12 protein-coding genes are annotated in these 12,487 nt (G+C 60.2%); 3 read left to right on the forward strand and 9 right to left on the reverse strand.

Features of this window, described 5'->3' with window-relative positions:
• Positions 1–16: 16 nt before the first annotated feature.
• Together Q1A07_RS08705 and Q1A07_RS08710 are read right to left on the reverse strand one after the other, a co-directional pair.
• A complete protein-coding gene (locus Q1A07_RS08705; RefSeq protein ID WP_299779834.1) occupies positions 17–1,312 on the reverse strand; it encodes a lytic murein transglycosylase in 1,296 nt (431 codons plus the stop codon).
• 113 nt (positions 1,313–1,425) lie between these two features.
• On the reverse strand, positions 1,426–2,145 hold the full coding sequence (locus Q1A07_RS08710) for a YafY family protein (RefSeq protein ID WP_299779836.1): 720 nt from the start codon (positions 2,143–2,145) through the stop codon (positions 1,426–1,428).
• A 79-nt stretch (positions 2,146–2,224) separates the two neighbouring features.
• On the opposite strand from Q1A07_RS08710, the gene Q1A07_RS08715 reads away from it, so the two are divergent.
• Positions 2,225–2,917 carry a glutathione S-transferase family protein gene (locus Q1A07_RS08715; RefSeq protein WP_299779838.1) on the forward strand — a complete coding sequence of 231 codons (693 nt, stop codon included), beginning with the start codon at positions 2,225–2,227 and terminating at the stop codon, positions 2,915–2,917.
• Here the strand turns inward: Q1A07_RS08715 and rnr are convergent.
• The 4 genes from rnr to dapE are packed head-to-tail and all read right to left on the reverse strand — an operon-like array spanning position 2,914 to position 7,335.
• Positions 2,914–5,169, reverse strand: coding sequence for a ribonuclease R (gene rnr / locus Q1A07_RS08720; protein WP_299779840.1), 2,256 nt, complete (start codon positions 5,167–5,169; stop codon positions 2,914–2,916). The two genes, Q1A07_RS08715 and rnr, sit on opposite strands and share 4 nt — an antisense overlap.
• The gene (locus Q1A07_RS08725; protein ID WP_299779842.1) at positions 5,166–5,774 is read right to left on the reverse strand and encodes a TIGR04282 family arsenosugar biosynthesis glycosyltransferase; all 609 of its coding nucleotides are present in this window, start codon (positions 5,772–5,774) and stop codon (positions 5,166–5,168) included. Before Q1A07_RS08725 ends, rnr begins: the two co-directional genes overlap by 4 nt.
• A complete protein-coding gene (locus tag Q1A07_RS08730) occupies positions 5,771–6,193 on the reverse strand; it encodes a GNAT family N-acetyltransferase (protein ID WP_299779844.1) in 423 nt (140 codons plus the stop codon). The genes Q1A07_RS08725 and Q1A07_RS08730 overlap by 4 nt, the downstream gene beginning before the upstream one ends.
• Positions 6,190–7,335, reverse strand: coding sequence for a succinyl-diaminopimelate desuccinylase (dapE, locus tag Q1A07_RS08735; RefSeq protein ID WP_299779846.1), 1,146 nt, complete (start codon positions 7,333–7,335; stop codon positions 6,190–6,192). Before dapE ends, Q1A07_RS08730 begins: the two co-directional genes overlap by 4 nt.
• A gap of 266 nt (positions 7,336–7,601) precedes the next feature.
• On the opposite strand from dapE, the gene Q1A07_RS08740 reads away from it, so the two are divergent.
• Complete coding sequence (locus Q1A07_RS08740; RefSeq protein ID WP_299779848.1) at positions 7,602–9,185, forward strand: Hint domain-containing protein; 1,584 nt, start codon at positions 7,602–7,604, stop codon at positions 9,183–9,185.
• Complete coding sequence (locus Q1A07_RS08745) at positions 9,185–10,279, forward strand: Hint domain-containing protein (protein WP_299779850.1); 1,095 nt, start codon at positions 9,185–9,187, stop codon at positions 10,277–10,279. Before Q1A07_RS08740 ends, Q1A07_RS08745 begins: the two co-directional genes overlap by 1 nt.
• On the opposite strand, the gene Q1A07_RS08750 is transcribed toward Q1A07_RS08745, so the two are convergent.
• From Q1A07_RS08750 to dapD, 3 genes are all read right to left on the reverse strand, one after another.
• Complete coding sequence (locus tag Q1A07_RS08750; RefSeq protein WP_299779852.1) at positions 10,276–10,629, reverse strand: hypothetical protein; 354 nt, start codon at positions 10,627–10,629, stop codon at positions 10,276–10,278. The two genes, Q1A07_RS08745 and Q1A07_RS08750, sit on opposite strands and share 4 nt — an antisense overlap.
• A 9-nt stretch (positions 10,630–10,638) precedes the next feature.
• Entirely contained in the window at positions 10,639–11,550 is a 912-nt protein-coding gene (locus Q1A07_RS08755; protein WP_299779854.1) for a hypothetical protein, read from the reverse strand.
• Positions 11,551–11,649: 99 nt separating this feature from the next.
• Entirely contained in the window at positions 11,650–12,477 is an 828-nt protein-coding gene (gene dapD, locus Q1A07_RS08760; RefSeq protein ID WP_299779856.1) for a 2,3,4,5-tetrahydropyridine-2,6-dicarboxylate N-succinyltransferase, read from the reverse strand.
• Positions 12,478–12,487: the final 10 nt, after the last annotated feature.

Consider the following 12,487-nt stretch of genomic DNA (forward strand, 5'->3'; position numbering starts at 1 on the left):
GCGCCACGATCATGCTCTACCGCAGCCGTTTCAGCAGGCTCAGCGAGGCGTACCCGTCCTGCACCAGCCCCTGGCTGCGCTGATAGGCCCGCACCGCCTCGATGGTTTTTGGCCCGATCCGCCCGTCGATCCCCTGCGTGCTGAACCCCGCCCGTGTCAGGCGCTGCTGCATTTCCTTGCGCTCCGCAAAGGTCAGCGCCCGATCCCCACGGGGCCAATTCGCCTTGATCGACGGCCCGCCCTTGATCCGGTCACTGAGATGCCCAACGCCAATCACATAGGCATCCGCGGTATTGTACCGCTCGATGACACTGAAATTCTTGAAGATCATAAAGGCCGCCCCCTGCCCGCCCGCAGGCAGCAGGATCGACGCCTTGCCATAATTCGGCACCGTGCGACCACTCATATCGACCACACCCAGCCGCGCCCACTGCCCAGGCGTCTTGGTGATCTTGCGGCTGGCCTGGGCATAGTTGAACCCGCGCGGCAGTTGCACTTCCACACCCCAGGGCTGACCTTTGATCCAGCCGAACCGCTTGAGATAGGCCGCCGTTGACGCCAGCGCATCCGAGGGGTCGTCCGACCAGATATCGCGCCGCCCGTCTCCGGTGAAATCCACCGCGTAAGCGAGGTAAGAGGTGGGGATGAATTGCGTATGCCCCATCGCGCCGGCCCAACTGCCGGTCATGTTGCGCGGGCTGGTGTCGCCGTTCTGCAGGATCTTCAGCGCGGCAATCAGCTGTTCTTCGAAAAACGCGCCGCGCCGCCCATCATAGGCCAGCGTGGCCAGCGACTGGATGATATCGTTCTTGCCACGATATTCGCCATAGGCGCTCTCCAACCCCCAAACGGCAACCACAACCTCTTTTTCGACGCCAAAGCGCGCCTCGATGGCGTCCAGTTTACGCCGGTGTTTCCGCAAAGCCGCCTTGCCATTCCGGATCCGGGTGTCTGACGCAGCACTGTCGAGATACTCCCAGATCGTCTTGGTGAATTCCGATTGATTGCGGTCGCGGCGGATCACATCGGGATCGTATTGCACGCCCCGAAACGCCGCCTGCAGGGTCGAGGCACGGATGCCCTGCGCCCGTGCGCGGCCTTCGAAGCTTCTGATCCAACGCTCAAATCCGGGATTGGACGCCACCTGCGTCGCCGGGGTCGGGGTCGGTGCTACAGCCTCAGGGCGCAGCTTGGGACGAAGCGCAGAGGCGATAACCGTCACCTGATCTGCCGCGCGCGTCGGCTGCTCTGCGGGACGCAACACCGGCCGCAAGGATTGCGTGGTGCCCAGTGCACCAACGCTTGTGCTCATCAATCCAGTTGCCAAAGCAACTGCGCAAAACGATCTTAACCGCATGATATGCCCTACTGCTGCTCATTATTGTTTTCAAAAGTGTAGCGCGAGTCGGGCAATTTCGAAAGGATTCAATCGCTGGTTATGCGGTCCTTCGCCATTTCTTCGACCTGACAGCGGATAATTTCCAAATGCTCTCGTAGCATCGGCACGCGGCGTGGTCGAAAACTGTGATCCGTCCGCTTGAGCTTACGCATCCGGTCCAACCGGAACGTCCGGAAATCTTTGCGCAGATGGCACCATGCCAATAAGACATTTGTCTTGTCCAGATAGACCAGACCGAGCGGATCAACCTGTCGCACGGTATCTGCTCCTTTACGGTCGCGGTAGTCAAAGGACACGCTGACCTCGTCCCAGGTGGCGGTGCGCAAGGCGGCCACGTCGATCTCGATCTTGGGCAGGCTGACGAAACGGTGCGCATCCAGCACGGCATGCTGCAACCGATGCGCCTGTCGAGGTGGCACCCGCGCCTTGATCTTGGCAAGGGCAGACCGCGCTGCCTTGGCCAGCGCCGGATCACCAATGACCGCCACATCGCGCAGCCCCAGGACCAGCGCCTCCAACTCATCATCCTCGAACCCTAAAGGGGGCAGCGCCGCATCCTCGATCAGCGTATAACCAAAGCCCGCTTCGCCATCGATCACAGCGCCCATGCTGCGCAGCGCATCGATGTCGCGGTAGATCGTGCGCGGGGACATCTCCATCTCATCGGCAAGCTGGGTTGCTGTGACGGGCGGTGGCAGACGGCGCAGGGTTTGCATCATCTGGAACAGGCGGTGTGTGCGGCTCATGAGATTACTCTAGCACAAGTAGTGACAGAAATTGGCAGTAGGTCCGTATAACCTTTGTCCAACATGAAAGGAGCGTACCATGATCACATTGCTGACCTACCCGCCCGCCTTTGGCCAATTCTCCGGCAGCCCGTTCTGCATCAAGGCGGCACATCTGCTGAACCTGTCCGGACAGCGCTGGAAACGCGAAAACACGCTGGACCCGCGCATGATGCCGCATCAGAAACTGCCGGTCATCCGGGCCGAAGACCAACTTATCGCGGACAGTGACATGATCCGCGCTTATCTGGAATCGCAAGGCGCGCGGTTCGATGCCGGTCTGTCGGACATCGACCGCGCGACGTCCCGCGCCTTCATCCGCATGGCGGAAGAGCATATTTACTTTCACATCGTGCTGGACCGCTGGGCAAATGAAGACGCCTGGCCGGAGGTGCGGGAGACCTATTTTTCCTCCGTCCCCAGGTTGATCCGCGGCATGGTGGCGAACAAGATTCGCAAAAACCTGCTGTCGGCCATGCGGGTGCAGGGGTTGGGACGCTTCACGCCGGAGCAGCGTTTGGCCCGGTTAGAGCCTGATCTTGATGCGATAGTTGCACGGCTGTGGCAAAACCGCTTTCTCTTTGGCGATACACCAACCGCTGCGGATGCCTCGGTGGGTCCCATGCTCAGCGCGGCCCTCTCCAGTCCGGGCGAGACGCCAATGTCCAGCCGCATAAGGGAAAACGCGGTGCTGATGGGCTATGTCGAACGTGTCGAGGAAATGCTGCACTAACGGCGGCTGCGTTTGACCTTGCGCTTGGTTTTGTCCGTCTTGCGTTTTGCCTTGACGCTGCGGCGTCGTGGCGAACGCCCGGCGGGGGAGCGGCGACCCTGCGGGATGGCGTCGCCCTCCAGAGACAGCAGTTCCAGCGCAATGCCACCAGTGACAGGCGCCGCCTCGGCCAGACGCACGGTCACCCGCTGCCCCAGACTGATCATCATGCCGGTGTCCGATCCCATCAGGGTGCCCGCTTCGGCGTCGTAGTGAAAATATTCCCGCCCGATAGAGCGCATCGGGATCAGGCCGTCAGCACCGGTTTCATCCAGCTTCACAAAGACGCCGAACCGCGCGATCCCGCTGATCCGCCCAGTGAACTCATTACCCACACGCTCGCTGAGATAAGACGCCATGTAACGGTCGGTGGTATCGCGTTCCGCGACCATCGACCGCCGCTCCGTGTCCGAGATATGCTCGCCGGTCGCGTCCAGATTTTCGTAGTCTTCGGGCCGCAAACCATCCTTGCCCCAGCCATGAGCAGTGATCAGAGCCCGGTGCACGATCAGATCCGCATAGCGCCGAATGGGCGAGGTGAAATGTGCGTATCGCCCCAGCGCGAGGCCGAAATGGCCCAGGTTTTGCGGCCCGTAGTAAGCCTGCGTCATGGAGCGCAGGGTGGACATGTTGATCAGTTCCGCCTCGTCCGAGCCCGCCGCGTCATTCAGCAACCGGTTGAGGTGCGCCGTCTTCAACACCTGCCCCTTGGCCAGCGTATAGCCACTGGCCTGCGCCGTCTCGCGCAGCGCGTCCAGCTTTTCCGGGCTGGGTTCTTCATGCACGCGAAAAAGCAGGGGCACTTTCTTGGCGATCAGCGTCTCCGCTGCCGCCACATTGGCCAGCACCATGAATTCCTCGATCAAGCGGTGCCCATCCAGCCGGTCCTTGAAATTCACCGACGTCACCTGTCCGTCATCGTCCAGCTCAATCCGGCGTTCCGGCAGATCCAGATCAAGCGGTTGGCGCCGCTTTCGCGCGTCGACCAGAGCAGCATATGCGGCGTAAAGCGGCTGTAAAACAGGCTCTAATAAGGGGCCACAGCGGTCATTGGGTTGCCCGTCGATAGCCTGTTGAACCTCCTCGTAATGCAAAGACGCCGGGGACCGCATCAATCCGCGGTGGAAGCTATGAGACAGTTTGTTGCCCTTCGCGTCCAGCTGCATGCGCACGGCGATGCAGGCGCGCGGCACCCCTTCGTGCAGGGAGCAGAGATCACCAGACAGACGATCCGGCAGCATGGGCACCACGCGATCCGGGAAATACGTGGAATTACCGCGCTTGCGCGCTTCGATATCCAGCGCGGACCCGGGCGTAACATAGGCCGCGACATCCGCAATGGCGACCCAGATGATGTGGCCCCCGTCGTTTGCCGGGTCCTCATCTGGATGGGCATAGCAGGCGTCATCGTGATCCCGCGCATCCGACGGGTCGATGGTGATCAGCGGCAAGTCCCGCAAATCCTCACGCCCATTCAGACCAACTGGCTTGGCACGATCCGCTTCGGCAATCACCTCGTCCGGAAAGGCGTCTGGTATCCCATGCTGGTGGATTGCAATCAGCGAAACGGCCTTGGCCGCCGATGGATCACCCAGACGCGATACAATACGCGCGCGCGGCAACCCCATGCGCCCCTTGGGTCCGGCCAGCTCGCCCTCGACCAACTCCCCGTCCTTGGCCCCGTGGGTGGCCTCCGCCGCCACCAGCCATTCCTTATCTGACCCTTTGTCGACCGGCAGGATGCGCCCGCCCTCTGCCGTCTTGCTAAAGACACCCAGAACGCGGCGCGGATTGGTACCGATCCGGCGGATGAGCCGCGCCTCATAGTGATGCGTGTCGCCTTTGACGGCTGTCAGGCGCGCGAGAATGCGGTCCCCTGCCCCCAGTGCAGGATCAGAGGCGCGGGGCACCACAAGCACCACAGGCTCCACACCCTCGCCCAGCCACTCCATTGGTTTTGCGAACAAATCCCCATCTGTATCCGGGCCGGTCACCTGCAGGACGCTCACCGGCGGCAGGCGGTCCGGGTCCTGATAGCTACGCTTGCGCTTTTCCAGATGACCCTCCGCTTCAAGCTCCTTGAGCACGCGCTTGAGATCAATCCGCGCCGCCCCCTTGATGCCAAAAGCCTTGGCAATATCGCGCTTTGCGGTCAGCGTCGGATTTTCGCTGATCCAATCGAGAATTTCGGTTTTCGTGGGGATGCGGGTCATACCCTTGAGGTAGCATGCGCGCCCGGTGCCGTCATGCGCAAATCGCGCGCCTCATCCACATCACGCAACGTATCGACATAGGCGATGCGCGCATCGGGCCAGCTGGCCACCGTATCGGCCAGCGCGTGCTCAGTGGACCACCGCACATCTGCAAACAAGCGCGGCGGCAAGGCCCGCGTGCGTTTCGCGCCGATGAGCCAAAAACCCCCGTCGGGCGCCGGACCAAATACTGCATCCGCAGATCCCAGCGCAGCAAAAGCACGGGTGATGTGACCCCGAGTGATGGCGGGGATATCCGCACCGATGATGCACACCGGGCCCATGCCCTGCAGGCGCAACATGCGTTTCATACGGTCACCCAGATCGCCGTGCCCCTGTGGAATTCGGTCCAGATGCTGCGGCCAAACACGGCTCCTTAGCCCGGCAACGTCGGGACTGACGGCCAGAACCAGATCCCACCGCGGGTCCTGCAGGCGGTTCAATAACGCACGCGTCTGGTGTCGGAACCACCAAGCAGCGGGGATCATGCCGACCTCGCGGCCCAGACGGGTTTTGACCCGACCGGGATGCGGTTCCTTCAGCATCACGACAAGGGTGCGTTTCACAAAATCCGTTCCATGTCGCGATGATCAATGCCCGCGTCGTCATAGACAGGTCCGAAGGCGGCAAAGCCCAGTTTCTCGTAGAAGCCCAAAGCCTGTATCTGCGCGCCAAGAACGGCCCGCGCTATGCCCGGCTGCGCGCGGGCCACGTCAAGCACGGACTGGATCAGCTTTGCCCCCAGCCCGGTACCGCGTGCGGAATGCAGCACACAGACCCGACCGATTTTCGCGGTTTCGCCCTTTAGCAGAAGGCGCGCGGTACCCACCGGCTTTGTGCCGTCAACAGCCAACAAATGCAGCGCACTGCCGTCCAGCCCATCGACTTCCTCGGCCTCCGACACACTTTGCTCTTCGATGAAAACCTGCCTGCGCAGTGCCAGACAGGTGTCGAGGTCATCCGTCTGCGCAATTCGCACCGTCACACGAAATACTCCGTGAGAATGCGCGTGTAGATGTCCTTGAGCTGCCTGATGTGCGCAATCTCAACATGTTCATCCACTTGATGCATGGATTGTCCCACCAAGCCGAATTCCACGACCGGGCAGTGATCCTTGACAAAGCGGGCATCCGACGTGCCGCCTGTTGTCGACAGAACCGGCGTCACACCAGTTTCGGCCTCCACCGCGCGTGCAACCAAATCGGAAAGTGCACCGGGCGGCGTCAGGAAGCTTTCGCCCGAAATCTTGATTGTGACTTCTGTTTCAACGCCGAATTCAGTCTCTATGCGGGCGATTTCCTCTTCGATCCATTGCGTCAGGGACGCACCGCTATGGCGATCGTTGAAACGGATGTTGACCGCGGCGGTACATTCTGCCGGGATCACATTCGTAGCAGGGTTGCCGGTGTCCACGGTCACAACGGCCAGCGTTGAGGGGTCAAAATGATCGGTGCCCTTGTCCAACTCGTGGCTTGCCAGACGGTCCATCAGGCGCACCATGGCTGGTAGTGGATTGTTGGCACGATGCGGATAGGCAGAATGGCCCTGCGTGCCGATCACTCTGATCCAGGCGGTCATCGATCCACGGCGGCCGATCTTGATCATGTCGCCCATTTTATCGGGGCAGGTCGGCTCTCCGACCAGGCAGACATCCATGCGTTCATTCGCGGCCTCCATATGCGCCAAGAGCGCAGTGGTGCCATCGACGGCATCGCCTTCTTCGTCTCCGGTAATTGCCAGAATGATCGCGCCATCCGGTGGCGTGGTCTGAACGAAATCAATCGCGGCGGTGGCGAAGGCGGCGACACCCGACTTCATATCCGTCGTACCCCGACCGTAAAGAACGCCGTCTTTGATCTCCGCCCCAAAGGGAGGCATCGTCCAGGCGGCGGCGTCCCCCACAGGCACAACATCCGTATGGCCGTTGAACCCGAACGTCTTGTTGTGGCCCTTGGGTCCCCAACGCGCAAAGAGGTTGCGGATGCCCCCCCGATCCGCCCAGGTGCACGCGAATCCGGCACCGCTCAATAGATCATGCAGCACATCCAGGGCACCGGCATCCTCTGGCGTCACAGACGCGCAGCGCACCAGATCCGCAGTGAGTGCAACGGGGTCCTGACCTGCCATGCGCTTTTCCTTATCCCTGACATGATGTGTAACCCAAGGTTTGTGGCCAAAAGGCAGCAATGCCAAGGGGGTCGGAACAAGAAATACTTAACAAATGCCCGCCATACGTGTTAACGAAAGGTTAACAATAATCCCGAGGCAGGGCATCAGCAGTGTGGTCACCATAATAGTGGGACCCGACGCACCAAACGATCGGTAAAGAGCGACCCGTATGCACGGCGCTCGGACGATGCATTGTCTCGACCAAAGGGTACGAGGCATATACAATGGTTGCAGCATCCGAACTGCCCATTCGCACGGTCCGCGAAGGCACCGACGCTACCGACATGGCGGAAGCAATCTTTGGGTCTGGCGTGCGCGTCGAACGGGCCTCCTACACGGGCGACGTCGACAGCGCGGGCATCTACACAAACGGCAATTCCGTATCCCCCGGTGTCGTACCCGGTGACAGTGGCGTGATCCTGTCGACTGGCAATGCGGAAAGCTTCACCAATTCCAACGGGTCGTCGAACCAGAGCAACAGCACCTCGACCAATACCTCAGGGCCAAATAACAATCCCCAGTTCAATGCCGCAGCAGGCGCGCGCACCTTTGATGCGGCTTATCTGGACGTGGATTTTGTGCCTGATCACGATCAGATGACAATCCAGTTCATTTTTTCGTCCGAAGAGTATCCCGAATTCCAGAACTCGATCTATCAGGATTTCGTGGGCGTCTGGGTCAATGGCACACAGATCGACATGGACGTCGGGAATGGCGACGTAGATCCAGGAAACGTCAATACAACCAATAATATCAACATGTTCGTTGATAACTCCGATGATGATTACAATACGGAAATGGACGGGTTCACCATCACGCTGACCCTGACCATGAATGTTGTGCCTGACGAGGTGAATTCGATCCGCATTGGCATCGCGGACGTGTCTGATAACCGCTACGATTCCAATCTGCTGATCGCCGGGGATTCCGTTCAGACAGATCTTGTTGCCATTTCGGATACCGTTGAGGTTCTCACGGACGGTATCAAAACCATCGACGTGCTGAGCAACGACATCAATGAAGGCCCGGGCACGCTCACCATCACACATATCAACGGGCAACCCGTTGTTGCCGGCGACACGATCACCCTGCCAACCGGGCAGCAGGTCGTGTTACAATCCGATGGCAAGCTGAGCGTGGTAGGGGATGGGGACCCGGAAAACTTCAATTTCACCTACACGGTCACCAACAGCAGTATTTCAGACGTTGGCTATGTCAACGCGACATCAGTGCCCTGCTTTGTCGCTGGTACGATGATCCAGACCACAAGTGGCAATGTGATGGTCGAACGGTTGCGTCCTGGCGATATGGTCATGACGCAGGATGACGGGCCGCAACCCCTGCGCTGGATCGGGACACGGCAGGTCGACGCCGTTGGGAAATTCGCCCCCATTCACATTCGCCCAAACACATTTGGTGAGCACGGACATCTTTTGGTCTCGCCACTGCACCGCGTCCTGATCCGGGACACTGTCGCGGAGTTACTCTTCGGCGAACCCGAAGTATTGGTCTGTGCCCGAGATCTGGTCAACGACCGGTCGGTGCGGACCCGCGAAGGCGGTCGGGTAACATATGTGCATTTGATGTTTGACCGTCACCAGGTGATCTTTTCCGAAGGCCTCCCGACCGAGAGCTTTCTGCCCGGACCGCAGACCACGGATATTTTCGAAGAAGAAATCGTTGCCGAAATATGTGCGATTTTCCCTGAAATAGACCCTGATACGGGGATCGGATACAGCCCGGCCGCGCGGCGAACGCTTAAAAGATACGAGGCCGCCTTGCTGCGCGCCTCCAGCGAGGCCGCATAATGGCGTGGCTGGCGGTTTGCGATCACAAGGAACGGCGGTTTTCCCTGCGGGGCCTTGGGGACGACCGCCATCCGGAACGACTGCATTCGGATGATGCCAACACCCTTTTAACCCGAGGCAGCATCGTCTTTGAGACGCGGACGTCGGCAGATGGGCGTCCACAAGAGCTGTTAGGATTTTCCAGGGGATGGCCAAACCAGGGCAGCCTGTCGTTCCGCGCCATTCCGGGCGGCGGCATTTCCCTGGTACAGGTCCAAGGCGAAAGCATTGCGCATGCCGCTCTCCAAAACAGCATGGTCGCGCGAACGGAAGTGTTGCGTATCACCTTTGCCTGGGACGCATCGCGGGAATGGGCTCAGCTCAGCGTTGAGCAACCCGACACCAATCAGATCGTCTTTGTTCCAGTGCCCAACGCCAGTCCGATGCTGTTACAGGATTTGCGCAACATGCTGATGGGGCGCGGCAATCCCTGTTTTGCAAAGGAAATCGTGTTTGCCGCCCTTTCGGACGAAATTGAGCGGATTGGCCCGATGCCGAGCCTCTGCCCGAGCGCCATGGTGGCGACCCCGCAGGGCTACCGCGCTGCGGGCACTTTGCGGCGCGGCGATACCGTCATAACCCAGTGCGGTGACGTGGTGCCGGTCTTGCACCGGGTTGACCGCACGGTACCGGCGCGTGGCAGTTTTGCGCCGGTACGTTTGCGGGCGCCTTACTTTGGACTGCTGGAAGATGTCGTCGTTGGTCCCCGGCAACAGCTGATCATCGACGGTACCGAAGTCGAATATCTCTTTGCACAGGAGGCGGTCCTTATCCCGGCGCGCCATCTGGTAAACGGCTTTGCCGCGCTGTCTGCTATCGCAGGGGCCACCCAGCGCTACACGCAATTGATTCTGCCGGATCACGACGCGCTTGTCGTAGCGGGTGCCGCTTTGGAAAGTCTCTACATAGGCCGGATTCGCCGTAACCCGGCGGAACTGGCAGCAACACTGCTGGCCGACATTCCAAGACATTCTCTGCCACAACACAGGCGACCCGCGTTCAAAGTGCTCAAGTGGTTCGAGGCCATTCACCTGGCACGCCAACGCGCGGCTTAATCAGCGTCCACTTCCGGATGCGTGCCGTAAAAGGGCTCCATCTGTGCGATGATCACTGCATTCTCATCAAGCGCGCGCTGCATCAGCGCCCGCTCATCGTCACCGATCTCATGTCCCTCAGCCTCGCGTTCCGTCAGCGTGCCGTAGCCGGTGACGTCGAGCGGTGCAGTGTCAGCCTGTTTCAGAACCGCCACAGTCTCGCGGACAGCCTCGGCCTCGTCGATCCCGCTGGCAAAAACGACCAGACCTGCGCCTGTGGCCTTCGCTGGCAAGCCATCGCCTTCCTTGCGTCCAATCTGAACAACCAGGGTAAAGACTTGCTGCCGTGACGGTTTCTTTTTCTCTGCCATGCACGTGTGTTAGGCCTTGGCGAAAGGTACCACAACGGCTTTTTCCACCAATTGGTCCGGCGCCCAACCGGTATAGGGCGACCAGTCGATCGCCATCTCGTGCAGATGGCGCACCCCCGCGAGGATGGCCGTACGCATCTCGGACCGCATCCGAAGATATCGATCCGCCTGTTCCTCCCAGCGGAATGCCATGCGGCCTTTGGCGTCCCGGCTCACCAGCGCATCAAGCAAAACCAGTGCCGTGCAATGCGCATAGGCAGCGTGTTCCGGATCGAGCGAGATCAATTCCACCACTTCACCCGGAAACCAGCCGCCGTATTCCGAGAGAACGCAGCTACCCTTGAGACAGTTTTCCAGGGCGGTTCGGTGGACGGTACGGGTATCCACCGGTGCTGCATCGCAGACGAGATCGCGCAGGCCGGCTGGCATTGAGCGCGCAATGACCTTCAATACCCGTATCAGGTCGGCGCCATCATAGGTTTGCAGATCGCGGCCCTCAGGCGCCCGATCAAGATTGACGCGGCGCGTCGTATGAGCCCAGCGATATCCATTCATCACCGCGGCCCGCACCGGTGATGAGCCTTTGCGGTAGTGATCCTGAAACGCGTCCCAATTCCAAAAGAGATCGTCGGCCCCGGAACCCCCCTGCAACCGGTCAGCCAGTAGCAGCGCGGTGGCGGTCAGAAAGGCATCGAGGCCTTTGTCAGGCAAGGCGGCCACAAGCAGCAGATCAGCATGAATTGACTCAACGTCCCGCGAAGACAGCACGCATTTCTGATCAAAGATGACACGGCGCAGCAATTGCTTTTGCGCCGGTTTCAGGCGGTCTGCCAGACCACTAAACCCGGTGGCGGCAGCAGATTGCAGGTCCGCGACAACCTGCAGGGTTTGGAACGATATGGGGACAGACGCATGACGCATGGATATGCGATAGCTCCACATCCGGGCCGGATTGCATCCCGCACCTGACCTTTGCCGGGTATTCCTGAGGCAGAATTGCCTTAGATATTAATGCAAAGTTTAATCACGCAGCAGTTCGTTGATCGAAGTTTTGGACCGCGTCTGCGCATCCACCTTCTTCACAATGACGGCGCAATAAAGGTTCACACCGTTCTTGGACGGCATCGAGCCTGCAACAACGACAGAGCCCGCAGGCACTTCACCGTAGGTGAATTCGCCGGTTTCACGGTCGACGATCTTGGTCGATTTGCCAATGAAGACGCCCATGCCCAGCACAGAGCCTTCGCGCACGATGCAGCCCTCGACCACCTCAGAGCGTGCGCCGATAAAGCAGTTGTCCTCGATGATCGTCGGACCCGCCTGCATTGGTTCCAGCACGCCGCCGATGCCGACGCCGCCCGACAGGTGCACGTTCTTGCCGATCTGTGCACAGGAGCCGACCGTGGCCCAGGTATCAACCATCGTGCCCTCGTCCACGTAGGCTCCCAGATTCACAAAAGAGGGCATCAGCACCACACCGGGCGCGATGAAGGCAGACTTGCGCACCACGCAGTTCGGCACCGCACGAAAGCCCGCCGCCCGCCATTGATTATCGCCCCAGCCCGCAAATTTGCTGTCGACCTTGTCCCACCAGCCGCCCTCTTGCGGGCCGCCTGCCTGCATTTCCATGTCCTTGATGCGGAAGCCCAGCAAAACCGCTTTCTTGGCCCATTGGTTCACGTGCCAATCGCCATTCGCCTGCTTTTCCGCCACCCGCAGCTTGCCCCCGTCGAGGGCTGCCAGCGTGTCTTCGATGGCCTCACGGGTTTCCCCGGTGGTTGCGGGCGTGATGGTGTCGCGCGCCTCCCATGCGGCTTCGATGGCGGTTTCAAGCTGTGCGTTGGACATGAGGTTCCCC

Source organism: uncultured Roseobacter sp., from assembly GCF_947492555.1.
GTDB lineage: Bacteria > Pseudomonadota > Alphaproteobacteria > Rhodobacterales > Rhodobacteraceae > Roseobacter.

Excerpts from the sequence above, each read along its gene's own strand:
- Q1A07_RS08740 (WP_299779848.1), top strand. The coding sequence starts at position 7,602 with ATGGTTGCAGCATCCGAACTGCCCATTCGCACGGTCCGCGAAGGCACC.
- Q1A07_RS08715 (WP_299779838.1), top strand. The coding sequence starts at position 2,225 with ATGATCACATTGCTGACCTACCCGCCCGCCTTTGGCCAATTCTCCGGC.
- dapD (WP_299779856.1), bottom strand. The coding sequence starts at position 12,477 with ATGTCCAACGCACAGCTTGAAACCGCCATCGAAGCCGCATGGGAGGCG.
- Q1A07_RS08710 (WP_299779836.1), bottom strand. The coding sequence starts at position 2,145 with ATGAGCCGCACACACCGCCTGTTCCAGATGATGCAAACCCTGCGCCGT.
- Q1A07_RS08750 (WP_299779852.1), bottom strand. The coding sequence starts at position 10,629 with ATGGCAGAGAAAAAGAAACCGTCACGGCAGCAAGTCTTTACCCTGGTT.
- Q1A07_RS08755 (WP_299779854.1), bottom strand. The coding sequence starts at position 11,550 with ATGCGTCATGCGTCTGTCCCCATATCGTTCCAAACCCTGCAGGTTGTC.
- Q1A07_RS08745 (WP_299779850.1), top strand. The coding sequence starts at position 9,185 with ATGGCGTGGCTGGCGGTTTGCGATCACAAGGAACGGCGGTTTTCCCTG.
- Q1A07_RS08705 (WP_299779834.1), bottom strand. The coding sequence starts at position 1,312 with ATGAGCACAAGCGTTGGTGCACTGGGCACCACGCAATCCTTGCGGCCG.
- rnr (WP_299779840.1), bottom strand. The coding sequence starts at position 5,169 with ATGACCCGCATCCCCACGAAAACCGAAATTCTCGATTGGATCAGCGAA.
- dapE (WP_299779846.1), bottom strand. The coding sequence starts at position 7,335 with ATGGCAGGTCAGGACCCCGTTGCACTCACTGCGGATCTGGTGCGCTGC.